The organism is Thermophilibacter immobilis, from assembly GCF_015277515.1.
GTDB lineage: Bacteria > Actinomycetota > Coriobacteriia > Coriobacteriales > Atopobiaceae > Thermophilibacter > Thermophilibacter immobilis.
This window is the reverse complement of the sequence record NZ_CP063767.1, coordinates 976,051-993,949: the sequence shown is the minus strand read 5'-3', so window position 1 is coordinate 993,949 and position 17,899 is coordinate 976,051. Positions and strand designations below refer to the sequence as shown.

The 17,899-nt window shown below is 68.5% G+C and carries 11 protein-coding genes; 4 read left to right on the top strand and 7 right to left on the bottom strand.

What is annotated here, in order from left to right:
• Positions 1-127: 127 nt before the first annotated feature.
• Together lspA and ileS are read right to left on the bottom strand one after the other, a co-directional pair.
• Positions 128-658, bottom strand: coding sequence for a signal peptidase II (lspA, locus tag INP52_RS04365; protein WP_228478417.1), 531 nt, complete (start codon positions 656-658; stop codon positions 128-130).
• Between the two features lie 4 nt (positions 659-662).
• Complete coding sequence (gene ileS / locus INP52_RS04360) at positions 663-3,470, bottom strand: isoleucine--tRNA ligase (protein WP_194372726.1); 2,808 nt, start codon at positions 3,468-3,470, stop codon at positions 663-665.
• Between the two features lie 489 nt (positions 3,471-3,959).
• Between ileS and INP52_RS04355 the strand changes: the two genes are divergently transcribed.
• Both INP52_RS04355 and ftsH read left to right on the top strand, forming a co-directional pair.
• Positions 3,960-5,858, top strand: a complete 1,899-nt coding sequence (locus tag INP52_RS04355; RefSeq protein WP_194372725.1) for a fructose-1,6-bisphosphatase — start codon at positions 3,960-3,962, stop codon at positions 5,856-5,858.
• 164 nt (positions 5,859-6,022) lie between these two features.
• Entirely contained in the window at positions 6,023-7,927 is a 1,905-nt protein-coding gene (ftsH, locus tag INP52_RS04350) for an ATP-dependent zinc metalloprotease FtsH (protein ID WP_194372724.1), read from the top strand.
• Between the two features lie 180 nt (positions 7,928-8,107).
• Here ftsH and INP52_RS04345 read toward each other — a convergent pair whose 3' ends face one another.
• Positions 8,108-8,929: a TrmH family RNA methyltransferase gene (locus INP52_RS04345; protein ID WP_194372723.1), complete on the bottom strand. Its 822-nt coding sequence runs from the start codon at positions 8,927-8,929 to the stop codon at positions 8,108-8,110.
• A gap of 124 nt (positions 8,930-9,053) precedes the next feature.
• On the opposite strand from INP52_RS04345, the gene INP52_RS04340 reads away from it, so the two are divergent.
• Both INP52_RS04340 and INP52_RS04335 read left to right on the top strand, forming a co-directional pair.
• Positions 9,054-10,514 carry a L,D-transpeptidase family protein gene (locus INP52_RS04340; protein WP_194372722.1) on the top strand — a complete coding sequence of 487 codons (1,461 nt, stop codon included), beginning with the start codon at positions 9,054-9,056 and terminating at the stop codon, positions 10,512-10,514.
• Positions 10,515-10,844: 330 nt separating this feature from the next.
• Entirely contained in the window at positions 10,845-11,324 is a 480-nt protein-coding gene (locus INP52_RS04335) for a hypothetical protein (RefSeq protein ID WP_194372720.1), read from the top strand.
• On the opposite strand, the gene ffh is transcribed toward INP52_RS04335, so the two are convergent.
• Genes ffh through rnc form a run of 4 tightly spaced genes read right to left on the bottom strand, consistent with a single transcriptional unit; the run spans position 11,321 to position 17,889 of the window.
• A complete protein-coding gene (gene ffh, locus INP52_RS04330) occupies positions 11,321-12,694 on the bottom strand; it encodes a signal recognition particle protein (protein ID WP_194372718.1) in 1,374 nt (457 codons plus the stop codon). The genes INP52_RS04335 and ffh overlap by 4 nt on opposite strands.
• 3 nt (positions 12,695-12,697) lie before the next feature.
• Positions 12,698-13,600, bottom strand: a complete 903-nt coding sequence (ftsY, locus tag INP52_RS04325) for a signal recognition particle-docking protein FtsY (protein WP_194372716.1) — start codon at positions 13,598-13,600, stop codon at positions 12,698-12,700.
• The gene (gene smc / locus INP52_RS04320; protein WP_194372714.1) at positions 13,601-17,140 is read right to left on the bottom strand and encodes a chromosome segregation protein SMC; all 3,540 of its coding nucleotides are present in this window, start codon (positions 17,138-17,140) and stop codon (positions 13,601-13,603) included.
• Positions 17,141-17,160: 20 nt separating this feature from the next.
• Positions 17,161-17,889, bottom strand: coding sequence for a ribonuclease III (gene rnc / locus INP52_RS04315; RefSeq protein WP_194372712.1), 729 nt, complete (start codon positions 17,887-17,889; stop codon positions 17,161-17,163).
• Positions 17,890-17,899: the final 10 nt, after the last annotated feature.

Below are 17,899 nucleotides of genomic sequence, written 5' to 3'. Positions count from 1 at the left end.
CGCCTACTCGACGTGGCCGGAAGAATCTGCTGACAAGTCCACCCCCAAAGCTCCAGAGGACGGCACCTCGCTCAAAGTATGCGTGAGTCCGTATAAATGGCCTACTTTATGCAATGTTGCACGCAACTCATTTCCCCACCGCCCCGGCGCGCTCGCGAGCGCTGTCCCAGCGCGCCCACAAGACGAAGCTCGCCACGACGCCGCAGGTGATGAAGACGTCGGCCACGTTAAAGACGGCGAAGTCCACGAAGGTGGTGGCAAAGAAGTCCGTCACGCGGCCGGCAACCACGCGGTCGATCGCATTGCCCACGCCTCCCCCCGCCACGCAGGCGACCGAGGCCACGAGCGTCATCGGCGCGTCCGTGCGCCTCCAGGCAAGCCACAGGCCGCAGGCGCAGATGACCACGGCCACGAGCACGAAGAGGGGGCCGGCCCCCTCGCCCAGCGAGAAGGCCGCGCCCTCGTTGTAGACGAGCGAGAGGTCCAGCACACCCGGCACGAGCGCGCGCGGCTCCCCCACCACGAGCAGGGCGCGCATGGCCGCCTTCACGAGCTGGTCGAGCGCGACCACAGCCACCGCGAGGCCGCAGAACAAGGCCAGCCGCCGGCCGCGCGGGAGACCCGCTCCCTCCGCCCGGTCACCACTCGTCGCCGACAAGGCCCTACTCCCCGTCCGCGCAGGCGGCCACGGCATCGTGGCAGCGCGCGCACAGGCCGTCGGCGCCCAGCTCGCGCCAGTTCCAGCAGCGCGGGCACTTCTCGCCGTGGGCGGCCTCGACGACGCAGGAGAGCTCGGCTCCCCCCACGAGCTCGACCTCGGAGCACACGAACGGCTCGGCCAGGTCAACGCCCGAGGCGCGCAGGACCTCGAGGGTCTCTTCCGGCGCCGCGAGCGTGGCGCGCGCGGCCTGCGGGGTCTTCTCGGCCACCGTACCGTTGGCAAGGGCCTCCTCGTAGGACTTGGTGAAGGCGGCGCGGGCATCGACCATGGCCTCGTAGGCCGCGAGCAGGGGCTCGTAGTCCGCGGGGGACAGCGGGGCCTCGTACCAGTCGAGCAGGGCGGCGTAGGTCTGGCCGTCGCGCAGCGAGGCGGGCAGGTGGCTCATGACCTCGTCGGTCGTATAGACGAGAATGGGCTGCAGGTCGTGGACGAGCATCGAGAGGAGCTGCGCCCAGACGGTGAGCGCGCTCCTGCGCTCGAAGCCGTTCGCGGCGCCACAGTAGACGCGGTCCTTGGTGGCGTTGAGGTAGCCGTTGGAGAGGTCTCCGATCACGTAGTCGTAGAGCGTGCGAAAGACCACGTTGAAGCGGTAGCCCTCGTAGGCCGCGCTCACCTGGTCATGGACCTGGCACATCCGTGCGAGCGCGAGTCGGTCGAAGGGTAGCAGCTCGCTCGTAGCCACGCCGTCGGTGGCCGGGTCGAAGCGGCCCTCGACCTCCCCGAGCAGGAAGCGCAGGGTGTTGCGGAAGCGACGATACGCCTCGCCCACGTGGTCGAGGATCTCGTCGTCGCAGGGGACGTCGGTGGAGGTGTCGACCGACGAGACCCACAGGCGCACGATGTCGGCGCCGCGCGTGGCGCACTCCTCGTTAGGGTCGATGACGTTTCCGAGCGACTTGGACATCTTGCGGCCCTGGCCGTCTAGGGTGAAGCCCTGCGAAACCACGGAGCGGTAGGGAGCCACGCCGTAGGCGCCCACCGAGGTCATGAGCGAGCTCATGAACCAGCCGCGGTGCTGGTCGGAGCCCTCGAGGTACATGTCGGCGGGAAACTTCAGGTAGGGGCGGTGCCGGCAGACGGCCGTGTGCGAGACGCCGGAGTCCCACCAGACGTCCAGGATGTCGCGGTTGGGCTTGAGGTGGTGGCCTCCGCACGCGGGGCAGACGCAGGCGTCACCCAGGTAGCTCGCCGGGTCATCGGTGAACCAGCAGTCCGATCCGCGCTCGCGGAAGAGCTCTATCACGGCGTCCAGGGTGGCGTCGTTCATGACGGTCTCGCCGCAGTCGGCGCAGGTGAAGGCCGGGATGGGCACGCCCCAGTTGCGCTGGCGCGAGATGCACCAGTCGGGCCTCCCCTCCACCATGGAGCCTATGCGCCGGGCGGCGTGGGCCGGGTAGAACCTCACGCGGGAGAGCTCGCCCAGGGCGCGCTCGCGCAGGCCGGTCTTGTCCATCGAGACGAACCACTGGCTCGTGGCGCGAAAGATCACCGGATTCTTGCAGCGCCAGCAGTGCGGGTAGCTGTGGGTGATGTCCACTGCGGCTACCAGGGTCCCGCGTTCGGCGAGCCACGCGATGATCCGGGGGTTGGCCTCGTTGACCTCCATGCCCGACCACGGCCCGCCCGTGCCGATCTTCTCGCCCGCGAAGAAGCGCCCGTCGTCATCGACGGGCATGACCAGGTCGAGGCCCCACTTCATGCCGGCGTTGTAGTCGTCCACGCCGTGGCCGGGGGCCGTGTGGACCACGCCGGTGCCGTCGTCGAGGCTCACGTAGTCGGCGGTGATGAAGCGGCCCTCGTAGTCCGAGAAGACCGGCTGCTCGTAGGTGTTGTCCGCGAGCTCGGAGCCCGTCGCGCGCCAGGGCTCGCCGTCCGCGCCGCGCACGAGCTCCACGCCCCAGCCCGCGATCTCGCAGACGCGCTCCTTCAGGGCGTCGGCCATGATCTGGGCGCGCCCGTCGTGGAGCACGGCCACGTAGTCGAAGTCGGGCCCCAGGATGACGCCGGTGTCGGCCGGCAGCGTCCAGGGCGTGGTCGTCCAGATCACGACATCGGTGGCGCCGGCGTAGGCCTCCAGACCCCGAGGCACGCTCGTGAGCGCGAAGCGCACGTAGATCGATGGGCTCACCTCGTCGCCGTACTCGATCTCGGCCTCGGCGAGCGCCGTGTGGCAGTGCGTGCACCAGTGCACGGGCTTGCGGCCGCGATAGATCGCGCCGGAGTCGTAGATGGCCTTGAAGACCTCCACGTCCGTGGCGTCGTAGTCGTTGACGTAGGTGAGGTAGGGGTTGTCCCACTCGGCGAGAACGCCCAGGCGCTTGAAGCCCTGACGCTGGGTGTCGACCTGCTCGACGGCCATCTTGCGACAGAGTTCGCGGATCTTCTCGGTGGGAAGGGCGTTGAACTTCTTGGTGCCGAGCATGGTCTCGACCTTGTGCTCGATGGGCTGGCCGTGGCAGTCCCAGCCGGGGACGTACGGCGTCTGGAAGCCGCGCATGGACCAGTAGCGGTTGATGATGTCCTTGGAGATTTTGTTCTGCGCGTGGCCCAGGTGGATGGGGCCGTTGGCGTACGGGGGCCCGTCGTGCAGGACGAACTTCTCGTGGCCCTCGTTCTTCTTCAGCATGAGGTCGTAGACGTCGGCCTCCTCCCACGCCGCGAGGCGCGCGGGCTCGTTTCTGGCCAGGCTCGCCCGCATGGGGAAGCTCGTGCTCGGGAGGTTGGTCGTCTTCTTGTACTCGTTCGCCACGCTCGTTTCCCTTCGTCTTCGGGCACGAAAAAAGCGCCCGTCCCTCCTGCTGGGACGAAGCGCTCACGCCATGCTTCGCAGCCACCCAGCGAGCGGATATCCGCCGTACTCGGCTGGCCTGTCTCGGCGGCCACTCCGGCGACGCCTACTTGCCACGTATGGCTTTGGGGCCGCGGCTCGGGGGTGATTCTCGCCGGGACGCGACCGCGAGATCCCACCGTCCTCGCTCTCTTCTGACCGCGCGATCCCGACTACGCTCCCCGTCATCGCCTTGGTCGAAGATGGTAGCACTATCGTCGCAGGCGACGGCGCGCGTCACGCACCGGCAACGAAGCCGTCGCGCCGCGAGCGAGAAAGACGTGCAGAAACCGTGGACGCGCGCCGCACGCGCGGGGGACGTCAGCCGGACGCCGAGAAGGCGGTTGCGGCGCGCGCGGGGGACGCGCATGGTAGGAGGTTAGTTCAACCCAGAAGGAAGGGATTCGCCTGATGTCAGAGAAACTCTGCCCGCAGCGCAAGTACCTCGAGCTTCTGTCCGAGAAGTTCCCCACCGTGCAGTCCGTCTTCACCGAGATCATCAACCTCGAGGCCATCCTTAACCTGCCCAAGGGCACCGAGCACTTCGTCTCGGACGTCCACGGGGAGTACGAGGCCTTCGAGCACATCCTCAACAACGGCTCGGGCGTCATCCGCGAGCGCGTCGAGACCATCTTCGGCCTCGAGCTCACCCACGAGGAGCAGGCGGACCTCTGCACCCTCATCTACTATCCCGACCGCAAGCTGCGCCGCCTCGCCGACGAGGGGCGCCTCACCGAGGAGTGGTACGCCAGTGCCCTCATGCGCCTCGTGCGCCTGGCGCGCCACCTCTCCGGGTCCTACACGCGCTCCAAGGTGCGCAAGGCGATGCCGGTCGCCTACGCCTACATCATCGACGAGCTGCTCCACGCCTCGCCCGACGAGCAGAACGCACGCCTCGCCTACCACCAGCGCATCATCGACACGATCATCGACACGGGCAGCGCGGATGACTTCGTCACCTCCCTGTGCGCCCTCGTGAAGAGGCTCGCCGTCGACCACCTCCACCTGGTGGGCGACGTCTTCGACCGGGGGCCCCACGCCGACAAGATCCTCGACCGCCTTGGGTCCTACCACTCGATCGACCTCGAGTGGGGCAACCATGACATCGTCTGGATGGGCGCGGCGGCCGGCTCGGCCGCGTGTTTGGCCGCCGTGATCCGCAACAACATCCACTACGACAGTCTCAAGATCCTCGAGGGGCCCTACGGCGTGAGCCTGCGCGAGCTGGCCCTGTTCGCCGAGGCCACCTATCAGGACGACGACGTCATGGCCCCGGTCGAGAAGGCCATCTCGGTCATCCTCTTCAAGCTGGAGGGCCAGACCATCCGCCGACACCCCAACTGGCGGATGGACGACCGGCTGCTCCTGGACAAGGTCGACCCCGAGCGCGGCGTGGCCGTGGTCGGCGGGCACGCCTTCGAGCTGCGCACGCGCGACTTCCCCACCCTGGACCCGAGAGACCCCTACGCCCTTTCCGAGGACGAGGGGCGCGTGATGGGCCACCTCCTGGCGGCCGTGCGCGCATCCGACAAGCTGCGGGCCCACGTGGGCTTCCTCTACGAGCACGGCAGCGCCTACCTCGTGCACAACGACAACGTCCTCTTCCACGCCTGCGTCCCCATGAACGAGGACGGGACCTTCTGCTCGGTGCCCCACCAGGGCCGTCTCCTGTCCGGGCGGGCCTACTACGACTACGCCGATCGCATGGCCCGACGAGCCTGGCTCGAGCACGACCAGCCCTCCCTGGACTGGATGTGGTACCTGTGGTGCGGTCGTCTCTCGCCCCTCTCGGGACGCGTCGTCAAGACCTTTGAGCGCACCTACTTCACCGACCGCTCCACCTGGGTCGAGCCGCGCGACCCCTACTTCGCCCTCACCGACGACGCGGACGTCTGCCGGCGCATCCTCACGGAGTTTGGCGCGGACCCCGAGCGCGGCCACATCATCAACGGCCACACACCCGTCCACGCCTCGTCTGGCGAGCGCCCCGTGCGGGCAGGCGGCAGGCTCGTGGTCATCGACGGGGGCTTCTGCCAGGCCTATCACGCCACCACGGGCATCGCGGGCTACACGCTCATCGCCGACCCCACGGGCATGCGCATCAAGGCGCACCGACCCTTCGGCTCCATCGCGGACGTGCTCGACCTCAACGCCGACATCATGAGCGACGACGACCGCTTCGAGGTCGAACCGCGCCCGCTCACCATCGGCGACACCGACACTGGCACGGACATCCGCGACCAGATCTCGGACCTGCGCGCGCTTCTCGACGCCTATCGCGCAGGCGAGCTCCCCGAGCGCCGGGCCTGAGAACGAGTGAGGGCGTACCCCGACCCCGGGGAGCCGCACCCCGGGGCCGCACGTGGAGTTTCGCCCCCTGCGACCGCGCGCGGGTAATTTGGGTATGAGAGACCCAAGGGCTCGCGTACGGGCCCCTCACTCGGACTCGGCGCGACGCGAAAGGTTTCCTACCGATGGACATGAACGAGAACAAACGGCGGCGCTCGATGCTGCTCTACATTTTGATTGCGCTCGTCGCGTACCTTGCGATTAGCCAGACGATCGGCCCCAGCCTCACCTCGAAGCAGTCGCAGGAGGTCGCCTACAGCGACTTCCTCAACATGGTCGACGACAGCAAGGTCACGAAAGCCACGATAGACACGAGCGACGGCTCCATCACGTTCACCACGGGCTCCGGCGACGACGAGCAGCTCTACACCACCGTCGCCTTCCCCGGCGACGCCGACCTGACGAGCACCCTGCGCTCGCACGGCGTCACGATGGTGGCGGAGCTTCCCACCAGCGATAGCAACTCTTTGCTGCTCTACATGCTCATCTCCTACGGCCTGCCGCTGCTTCTGCTCTTTGGCCTCGGCTGGTGGTTCAACCGCCGCATGAAGAAGGCCATGGGCGACGACGGTCCCTCGATGAACTTCCGCGGGGGCGGTTTTGGCATGGGAGGCGGCCTTGGCAAGTCCAACGTCAAGGAGATCAAGGGCGAGGAGACCGGCGTCACGTTCAAGGACGTGGCCGGCCAGGACGAGGCCAAGGACTCCCTAGTCGAGATCGTGAGCTTCCTCAAGAACCCCGACAAGTACACCGAGATCGGTGCGCGCTGCCCTCGCGGCGCCCTGCTCGTGGGCCCTCCGGGCACGGGCAAGACGCTCCTGGCCAAGGCCGTGGCCGGCGAGGCCGACGTGCCCTTCTTCCAGATCGCTGGCTCCGAGTTCGTGGAGATGTTCGTGGGCCGCGGCGCCGCCAAGGTGCGCGACCTGTTCAAGCAGGCCAAGGAGAAGGCCCCCTGCATCATCTTCATCGACGAGATCGACGCCGTGGGCAAGAGGCGCGACGGCAGCCTTAACTCCAACGACGAGCGCGAGCAAACCCTGAACCAGCTACTGTCCGAGATGGACGGCTTCGACAACCACAAGGGCATCGTGGTCCTGGCGGCCACCAACCGGCCCGAGTCCCTCGACCAGGCGCTCCTGCGCGCCGGCCGCTTCGACCGCCGCATCCCGGTCGAGCTGCCCGACCTCGCGGGCCGCGAGGCCATCCTCAAGATCCACGCCACCGACGTCAAGATGGAGGGCTCGATCGAGCTCGGCGTCATCGCCCGCTCGACGCCGGGCGCCTCGGGCGCCGACCTCGCAAACATCATCAACGAGGCGGCCTTGCGCGCCGTGCGCTTCGGGCGCAGCCGTGTGACCCAGGAGGACCTCGTCGAGTCCGTCGACGTGGTCATCGCCGGCGAGAAGAAGAAGTCGACGGTCCTCTCCCCGCACGAGAAGGAGGTCGTCTCCTATCACGAGACCGGCCACGCCATCGTGGCGGCCACCCAGAAGGGTCGTGCGCCGGTCACCAAGATCACGATCGTGCCGCGCACCTCGGGCGCGCTCGGGTTCACCATGCAGGTCGAGGAGGACGAGCACTTCCTGACCACCCGCAAGGAGGCCAAGGACAAGATCGCCGTGCTGTGTGGCGGCCGTGCGGCCGAGGAGCTCATCTTCAACGAGATGACCACGGGCGCCTCAAACGACATCGAGAAGGCCACCCAGCTCGCACGCGCGATGGTCACCCAGTACGGCATGTCCGACAAGTTCGGCATGGTCGCCCTGGGCCAGCAGCGCAACCGCTACCTGGGCGGCGGCTCCGAGCTCACCTGCTCCGAGGGCACCGCGCAGGAGATCGACGCCGAGGTGCAGCGCCTCGTGGAGGAGGGCCACCGGACGGCCCTCGAGACGCTCAAGGCCAATCGCTTCAAGCTGCACGAGATCGCGCACTATCTCCAGAAGAAGGAGACCGTCACGGGCAAGGAATTCATGAACATCCTCACCCGCGACGACGGCTTCGCCCCCAAGATGCCGGAGCCGGTCGAGTAGCCGGTACGGGGCTGACCCCCACCTTTCCATCGCTCATCTTCGAGATCCCTCCCCCTGCTTGCAGGGGGAGGGATCTCTCAGAATGTCTCTCTTGGAAAGGCGGGGGTCAGCCAGCCAGGACATAGGACGTCTTGCGTCTTCGTGGGGCGGAGCCGTCGGTGCTGGGCTTGGAACAGGAACTTAGTGACGGAAGAGGTGCCAGAAGGCGACAGCGGAGCTGGCGGCGACGTTCAGGGAGTCGACGCCGTTGGCCATGGGAATGACCAGGCGCCGGTCGCAGGCGGCAAGGGCGCGCTCGGAGAGGCCCGGCCCCTCGCTGCCAAAGAGGAGCGCGCGCTTCTCGCCCAGCTCGAGGGTAGGGTCGTCGATGGGCACGGCGTCGGGGCCCAGGGCCATCGCCCAGCAGGAGAAGCCGCGCTCGCGCAGGTCGGAGAGAGTCTTGTCGGGCCAGGTGCCCTTCTCGGCGCGCGCCCAGGGGACCTGGAAGACCGTTCCCATGGAGACGCGCACGCTCCGGCGGTTGAGCGGGTCCGCGCAGCCCGGGGAGAGCACGACCGCGTCCGCGCCCAGGGCGGCGGCCGAGCGGAAGAGCGCTCCCACGTTGGTCACGTCCACGAGGTCCTCGAGCGCGGCGACGCGGCGGGCCCCGGCCACGACCTCGTCAAAGGGGCGCTCGGGCGGGCGGCGCATCGCGCACAGAAGGCCCCGCGTCACTTGGTAGCCGGTGAGGCGCGCCATCTCCTCGTCGGGCAGCACGTAGACGGGGACTTCGTCGCCCGCGCGCCCCAGCAGGTCGGCGCAGGCCGCGAGCTGTCGCTCGTTGGCGAGAAACGCGAGCGGGACGACCCCCGCCTCGAGCGCCACCTCCACGACGAGGCGCGACTCGGCCACGAGGATTCCCCGCTCGGCCTCGAGCGCGCCCCTCAGCTGCCGGTCGGTCAGGCGCGCGAACGCGTCGAGGCGCTCGTCGTCGAGTTCGGCCAACCGAAAGACTTGTGCCATATTCTTCTCCTTTGGCCTTGTGAAACTAATGCGACGCCCTCGAATCCCCCACCTAGAGTACGATAGCCCAGTGGCGCTCACGCGTCCTGGACACGTCCGACGAGCAAAGTACGAGGTGCAAAGCATGCCCAACCACATGAGCGCAGAGCGCGCGACCAAGCGTGCGAACAAATCTCACAGGAGGCGCTGGATCGCACCCGTCGTCATCGTCGGCGTCCTTCTGGCCGTCTACCTGGGGGGAGTCGCCGTCTTCAGCTTCGTCTTCATGCCCCACACGACACTTGACGGAGCCGACGTCTCCTTGAAGACCGCCTCCGCCGTGGGCTCGCAGAAGAGCGACGCCGTCGCCGCCCTCCAGACGCACGTCACCGGCAACGGCGTCGACCTCACCGTCTTCGGCTCCGACATCGATCTCACCTGCGACGGGGCAAGTTACGCCCGCTCGGCGCTCACGCAGGTCAGCGCCTGGGCGTGGCCGGTCGAGGTCACCCGCACCCACGACCTCTCCGCCGAGGCTGGCGTCAGCTTCGACCACGACAAGCTCGCCGCCCTTCTCGCCCCCGCCATGGACGAGAGCCGCCAGGCGGCCAGCGAGGACTCCGGCGACGTGATCTCCTACGACTCCTCCTCGGCCTCCTTCGCGCTTGACGATCGGGTCATCGCCCAGTACCTTGACGTCGACGCGGTCGCTGGCGTTCTGTCGACCGCCTTCGCCCAGCACGCGGCCTCCGTGGTCCTCGGTGACGAGTGCCTCTCCACGGGCGGCTCGATCGAGGACGCGGTCGCCCAGGCCAACGCCTACGTCCAGGCGGCCACCACCCTCACCCTCGCTGACCAGGACGTCTACAACGTCACCGCCGACCAGATCGCCGGGTGGGTCACGATCGCGGACGACCTCTCGGTGTCGCTCGACACCGACGCCATCGCGACCTGGTGCCACGGCGAGCTCTCCGAGCTGCTCGACACCGTGGGGGCCGAGCGCACCTACACGCGCCCCGACGGTGTCGTGGAGACCGTCAACGACGGCTCCGCGGCGTTCGGCGCGAGCGTCTACGGCTGGCTCATCGACGGCGAGACTGCGGCCGACGAGCTCGCGGCCGCCATCCAGGCCGGCCAGCCCACGACCCTCGCCCTGCCCACCCTGCAGGAGGCCGCCCAGGTGAACCCCGGAGGGCAGGACTGGGGCACCCGCTACATCGACGTGGACATCCCCGCGCAGCACATCTACTTCTACGACAACGGCACTCTCATCTGGGACGCCGACACGGTGACCGGCCAGCCCAGCCTGAACCGCGGCACCCCCACGGGCGTCTGGACCGTGACCAACCGCCTCTCCGGCAACATCAACCTCACGGGGCCCGTCAACGCCGAGACCAACGAGCCCGAGTGGGACAGCCACGTCCAGTTCTGGATGGGCGTCGTACGGAACATCGTCGGCTTCCACAACGCGCCGTGGCGCTCCACGTTCGGCGGCCAGATCTACACCTGGAACGGGAGCCACGGCTGTATTAACCTGAGCTACGCGGACGGCCAGTCGCTCTACGACCTCATTCAGGTCGGTGACGTCGTCGTCATACACAACTAACCCTTTCCGGGTTTGGGTTCGCTCGTCTACGCAATCGAGGTTGCACGGGCATGCCCTGACACCATACCTGCGCAGATTAGGCTTCCTGCTTGTAACGTAGCCTCGCAAGCGAACCCAAACCCAAAAAAATCGACCTAGAGAGATTTGCGGGAGGGCTCGTTTCTTGGGAAGCTGTCGACTCCCCTGCACCTGCTTGTCTCGACCGATAACGACAGTCATACATCTGACCTTGTCATCAGGCACGTCACTAAACTGAGGCCTCCCCGGCGAGCCTTCGTCCGCCTCGGCGAGGGACCGTGCGTAAGCTCCCTCGGGCTCATCGCATTTCAGATGGCACGTATCTGCACCGTCCACGAACTCGCCCTGCTCATGAGCGAGCTGTGCGGTACCTATACAATCGACCCGCGAGTCCCGGACGGCTTCTTCCGGCGCGAAAAACCTCTCGCCACTCTCCAGGACATCAGAGGACTTCTGCTCAGGATGGGAACAGGCTACGGAATCAAAAGGGTGCGCGCGGCTCTGCCTCTTGCCTGCCAGGACTCCTGGTCCCCCATGGAGAGCAAGCTTGCGCTACGCCTCAGGCTTCCTGCACAAGACGGTGGGTTCGAGGTCCCCTACCGCTCCCTCAACGAGGAGATCAGCCTACGCCCCATTGGCGAGGACCTCGAAGAGCGCAAAATACGCATTCCTGACATACTTATCCTCAACCCCGAGCGTCCGCGCCCAGGAGACCCCTTGGCGTCCATTGGTATCTCGCTCGACTACAACGGGCGCGTCCATCTCACGGACGAAACCGCCGCCGAGGGCTAGCGGCGGCCGCCCATGCCCATGTTGCGCATCATGGACTGCATCGCACGTCGACTCTTCTTGCCGACCGCGCCCTGCTGGGTGAGGCCGCGCATCTTTCCCATCATCTTGTTCATCTCGCCCCACTGCTTGATGAGCTGGTTGACCTCCTGAACGCTGCGCCCAGATCCGGCGGCGATGCGGCGGCGCCTCTGGCCGTTGATGGTCTTGGGGCGGACGCGCTCGCCCCTGGTCATGGAGTGGATAATGGCCTCGATGCGCACGAGCTGGTCCTCGTCGGCGGCCCCGGGGGCCTGGGCCATCGCGCGCTCCATGCCGGGAATCATGCCCGCGATCTTCTGGAGACCGCCCATCTTCTTGATCTGCTGCATCTGGGAGAGCAGGTCGTCCATCGTGAAGCCCTCGCGCAGCATGCGCTCGGCGTCGGCCACCTGCTGCTCGTCGGCGACCTTCTCGGCCTGCTCGATGATGCCCACGACGTCGCCCATGCCCAGGATTCGCTTGGCCATGCGGTCGGGGTGGAAGACCTCGAGCGAGTCGGGCTTCTCCCCCATCGAAACGAACTTGATCGGCTTGCCGGTGACCTCGCGCACGGAGAGCGCCCCGCCGCCGCGCGCGTCGCCGTCAAGCTTGGACATGATGACGCCGTCGAAGTCCACTCGAGTGGCGAACTCGCTGACCACGTTGACGATGTCCTGGCCGCCCATGGCGTCCAGGACCATGAGGATCTGGTCGGGCCGCACGGCCCTCTTGATGGCGACGGCCTCGTTCATCATCTCCTCGTCAATCTGGAGGCGACCGGCCGTGTCCACGATCACGAGGTCGTTCAGGTGGTCGACCGCCTCGCGAACGGCCTCGGAGGCCACGGCCACGGCGTCGACGCCGTCCCCGCGGTACACGCTCACGCCGATCTCGCCACCCAGGGTGGCGAGCTGGTCGGCGGCGGCGGGGCGATGCGTGTCGCAGGCCGCCAGAAGCGGGCTGTGGCCCTGGCCCTTGAGCAGGTAGGCCAGCTTGGCCGCGGCCGTCGTCTTGCCCGAGCCCTGCAGGCCCACGAGCATGATCACGTTGGGCGTGCGGTTCTGCGCAAGCGTGAGCTTGGAGTCCGTGGACCCCAGAAGGACCGTGAGCTCGTCGAGCACGATCTTGACGACGTTTTGCGCCGGGGTGAGCGAGTCCATGACCTCGGAGGTGAGGCACTTCTCCTTGCAGCGGGCCACGAACCCCTTGACCACGCGATAGTTGACGTCGGCCTCGAGCAGCGCCATGCGGATCTCGCGCATGGCGACGTTGATGTCGTCCTCGGTGAGGCGGCCCTTGCCGCGCAGCCGCCCGAAGGTGTCCTGGAGGCGGTCGGACAGTGAGTTGAACATGAGCTACATCCCTTCCTCGCCCACGAGGGCGCGGCAGAAGTCGAGCGCGTCGAAGATCTGGAGGTCGTCGAGCGACTCCCCCACCCCGATGCGGTAGATGGGCAGCCCCAACTGGCTGGAGATGGCCAGGGCGATGCCACCCCTGGCGGTCCCGTCGAGCTTGGTGACGATAAGGCCGTCGAGGTCGAGCGCGTCGTTGAACTCGCGCGCCTGGGCGAGGCCGTTTTGCCCCGTCGTGGCGTCGATCACGAGCACCACCGAGACCGGTGCCGCCGAGCGCTTGCGCGTGACGCCCACGAGCTTGGCAAGCTCGCGCATGAGGTCGGCCGAGGTGTGGAGCCTGCCGGCCGTGTCCACTAAAACGAGCTCGCTGCCGCGTCGCTCGGCCTCCTCCACGACGTCGTAGCAGACGCTCGCCGGGTCGGCCCCGCGCTCGCGCGTGATCACGTCGACGCCGGCGCGACGCCCCCAGACCTCGAGCTGCTCGATCGCGGCGGCCCGGAAGGTGTCGGCGCCCCCAATCAGGCAGCTCGTCCCCGCGTCCCTCGCGCGGCCCGCGAGCTTGCCCACGGTCGTCGTCTTGCCGGCCCCGTTGATGCCCACAAAGACCACGCAGCTCGGCAGGTCCTCGAAGGGGTCGCGCGCGGCTGCGGGAAACTCCGCCGCCAGGCGACGGGCGAGGGCGTCCTTAAGCTGATCGGCGCGGACGAGGTTCTCGCGGGCCGCCTGCTCGCGCAGGTCGTCGGTCACCGAGAGGGCCACCTCGGCACCCATGTCGCCCATCACGAGCGTGTCCTCAAGGTCCTCCCAGAAGTCCTCGTCGACCTCGCCGCCCATGTAGAAGATCTCGTTTATCGCCTCGCGCGAGCGCTTGAGGCCCTTCTTCAGGCTGTCCATCAGGCCCATCTATGCATCAACCACCTTTCCCGTCGTGCGGTCGAGCCTCTGGGAGACCACGTGGCTCACGCCGTCGGCCTGCATCGAGACGCCGTAGAGCACGTCGGCCTGCTCCATCGTGCGCCTCTGGTGCGAGATCACGATCAGCTGCGTGGTCTTCTTGAGCTCCTCGATCGCATCGAGCAGCTTGGAGAGGTTGGAGTCATCGAGCGCGGCCTCCACCTCGTCGAACACGTAGAACGGCACGGTGCGCACCCGGTAGACCGCGAAGAGCAGCGCGAGCGCCGTCAGGGACTTCTCGCCGCCGCTCATGAGCATCATCTTGGCGATGCGCTTGCCGCGCGGCTGTGCCACGATCTCGACGCCCGTCTCGGAGAGGTTGTCGGGGTCGGTCAGCTCGAGGTGCGCCTGGCCACCGGGGAACAGCAGCGAGAAGATCTCCGAGAAGCTCTGGTTGACCCGCTCGAAGATCACGACGAAGCGCCGGCGCATCTTGCGGTCGATGGCCGCCGTGATCTTCCTGAGCGAGCCATGGGCGCTCTCGAGGTCCGCCACCTGCTCGTCCAGGTAGTCGGCGCGGCACTTGAGGCGCAGGTACTCGTCCATGGCCACCTCGTTCACCGGGCCGATGGACGCGATCTGCGCCGTGAGATCGGCCACGCGACGCTCCGCGTCCTCGCGGTCGTCGGGCGCGGGCAGCGTGAGAGCCTCGTCGAGCACGGCGCCGGTCGCGCAGATGGCGTCGATGGCCCCCTGGACCTGCACCTCGAGCTTGGCGAGGTCGACCTTGACGTCGGAGGAGGCTCGCTTGGCGCCCTCGAGCCCCTCGCTGGCCTCGCTCACGGCCTGGCGCGCGTCGCCGATGGTGCGCTTGAGCGAGTCCGAGTCGGCCTCGGCGAGCGAGGCCCGGTCCCTGAGGCGGGCCGCCCAGTCGAGGGCGCGCTCGCGGATGGCGTCGTAGCGGTCGTGCAGGGGGTCGACGCGCAGCCTCACGACCTCCAGGGAGCGCGACCCGCTCTCGGTGGCCTCGATGCGCGCGGCCAGGGAGCGCAGGCGGGCGTCGAGGTCACGCAGGCGGGCGTCGAGGTTGCGGCGGCGCTCGGAGGCCATGGCCAGCTCGAGGCGGGCGTCGGACAGGGCGTGGCTCGCCTTGCCCTGGGTGCGGATGGCCTCCTCGTGCGCGTCCTTCTTCTCGGCGAGGCGGCCGGCAAGCTCGTCGGCGCGCGCGCGGGCGGCGCGGGCGGCGGCGCGGTGGGCGTCGATCTTGCCTTGGGACTCGGACCCGCGGGCCTGGGCGGCCTCGCGGGCCTTGGTGACCTGGGTGCGCTCGGAGGTCGCGTGAGCGAGCTGCGCCTCCAGCCGGCCCCGCTCGGAAGTGGCCGAGGAGAGCTCCGCTGCGAGCCGGGCGACCTCCCCCTTCGCCGCGACGCTCTGGTCGCGCACGGACGCGAGCTCGGCCTCGGCGCAGGCCGCGGAGGCGGCAGCTACGTCACGGGCGTCGATGAGCGCGGTCATGCCCTCGTCGAGCGCGCGGATGCGCCGCTTGCGCTCGAGGGCGCCCGTCTCGTTGGTGGGGGCCGACCCCACGTGGACGCGGCCGTCGGGCAGGACGGCCGCGCCGTCCGCGGTGACGTAGGTGAGCGCGGGGAGCTTCTCATGGGCCGCCACAGCCTCGGAGGCGCTCCCGACGAGCCGCACGTCGCCGAGAAGGGCGCAGATGAGCTCGTGCGCGTCGTCGGCGATGCGCAGGCGGTCGATGAGGGCTGTGCCCGGGGCGTCGGCCGCAGCCGCGGCCGCACGAGCCACCCGGCGCGAGACGATCGCGGCGCGCCCGTCGACGCCCTCCAGGCCGAGCGCGCGCTCGGCGAGCGAGCCCGCCGAGACAGCGTCCGCGACGACGAGGGCCGCGAGGTCATCTCCGAGCAGCTGCTCCACGAGCGCCTCGATAGCGGGGTCCGCGTCGATGAGGTCGGCAAGGCGGCACTCCACGTTGGCGGCCCGCTCGTCGGCGAGGGCCGCGGCGAGCGGGCTCGCCTGCTCCACGCCCGCGTCCACCGAGCACAGCGCATCGAGCGTGGCCTGGGCCGAGGAGAGCCTCCCGCGCGCCTCGGCCTCGGCGGCGCGCGCGGCCTCGAGCTCGGCGGCGCGCATCGAGATGGACGCCGCGAGCCCGTCGGCGCGCGTCCGGGCGCCCTCGAGCTCGGACGCGGCGCGCTCGGCGGCGTCTGCGCGCTCGGAGAGGGCCTCGGACGCCGTGCGCGTGGACTCCTCGAGCTGCGCCAGGCGCGAGGCGAACATCTGGTCCTCGAGCTTGGCGTTCGAGACCTGGTCCTCGAGCTTGGCGTAGGCGAGCGTCTCGCTGTCCGCCTCCGAGCTCGCGGCGCGCTCGTCGGCCGTGAGGCGCGCGAGCTCTGCGTCCAGGGCGCGGCGGCGCTCGACGGCGTCGTGCGAGGTCCGCGCGAGCTCGTCCGTGCTGCGCTTGAGGTCTGCCACGCGCACGGACAGGTCAGAGCGCTCCGCCTCGGCACCCTCTCGCTCGCGCGCGACGTCGGCGCGCTGCTTTTGGGTCACCGACAGCTGCATGCGCATGTCGGAGAGACGCGCGACCATGTTCTTGCCCTTCTCCTCGAGCAGGCGCATGTCGGAGTCCATGCGGCCGAGGATATCCTGCATGCGACGGCGCTGCTCACCGAGGTCACCCACGAACAGCCCCTTCTGCTCGAGCAGCGACTGGAGCTTCTCGAGCTCGCGCCCCTTCTCGTCGAAGCGGTATTGCGCGAGCTCGATCGCGGCGTCGACCTCCCGGCCGCGCGCGGAGAGGCGCTCGTAGTCCTCCTGCAGGCGGCGCAGATCGTCGACGGCCAGCTGGCGGGTGAGGCCGGCAAGCTCGTCTTGCAGGTCGTGCGCGCGCTTGGCCTTGTCGACCTGGCGCTCGAGGGGCTTGAGCTGGCGTCCCATCTCGCGCGCGAGCACCTTGGCCCGCGAGAGGTTCTCGTCCATGGAGGCGAGCTTGCGCTCGCTGCGCTCCTTGCGGCGGCGGTGCTTGGAGATGTCGGCCGCCTCCTCGATGAGGGCGCGACGCTCCTCCGGGTGGCTCGAGAGGATCGAGTCGAGCTTGCCCTGGCTGATGATCGAATGGGTGTCCTTGCCCAGGCCCGAGTCGTGCAGGATGTCCTGGACGTCCATGAGGCGCGAGGGCGCCCCGTTGATCAGGTACTCGGACTCCCCGGAGCGATACATCCGCCGCGTGACGCCCACCTCGGCAAAGTCGATCGGCAGGGTGTGGTCGGCGTTGTCGAGCACGAGGGTGACCTCGGCCACGCCCACGGCTCCCCGCGCCGACGAGCCCGAGAAGATCACGTCCTCCATGGCCTGGCCGCGCAGCATCTTGGCGCTCTGCTCTCCCAGGACCCACAGGATCGCGTCGGAGACGTTCGACTTGCCGGAGCCGTTGGGTCCCACGACCACGGTCAGGCCGGGGTCGAAGACCATCTGGGTACGGTCGGCGAACGACTTGAAACCCTTGAGCGTGAGGGACTTCAGATACACGGGGGAGGGCCTCCTTGGCGCTAGTTGGTGGTTGCCGCGCCCTCGAAGTCGCCCTCGTCGGCGTAGCCGAAGCGGACGAGGGCGTCCACGGCGGCGGCGCTCTCGGAGGACTTCTTCGAGGAGCCCGTGCCGCGCCCGATCCTGCGCCCCTCGACCAGGACGGCCGAGGTGAAGGTGGGGTCGTGCGCGGGGCCCTCCTCGGAGAGGAGCTTGTACTCGGGCCCGCAGTGCCAGTCGCGCTGCGAGACCTCCTGCAGGCGGGACTTGGGGCTGATCGGCTTCATGGCGAGCGACGCCGAGACCTGCGGCCCGAGCGTCGAGAGCACGAAGTCGTGCGTAACCTCGTAGCCCGCGTCCAGGTAGAGAGCCCCGACGATCGACTCGTAGACGTTCTCGAGCGCGGAGTGCATGCCGCGCGCGCCCGTGCCCAGCTCGGACTCGCCCATCACGATGAGCCGCCCCACGCCGAGCTCGTCGGCCACGCTCGAGAGCATCCTGCCCGAGACGAGCGCGATCTTGGCCTGCGTGAGCTCGCCCTCGTCCATCTCGGGAAAGCGCTCGAACAGGTCGGTGGCCATGATGGCGCCGAGCACGGAGTCCCCCAGGAACTCGAGGCGCTCGTAGGAGGCCGAGACGGGACGACCCTCCACCGCGGAGGGGTGCGTGAGGGCGGAGACAATGAGCTGCTGGTTTGTGAAATGGTGGCCGCAGATTCTCTCGGCCTCGGCCACCCTCTGGTGCATCTTCAACGAACGGCCC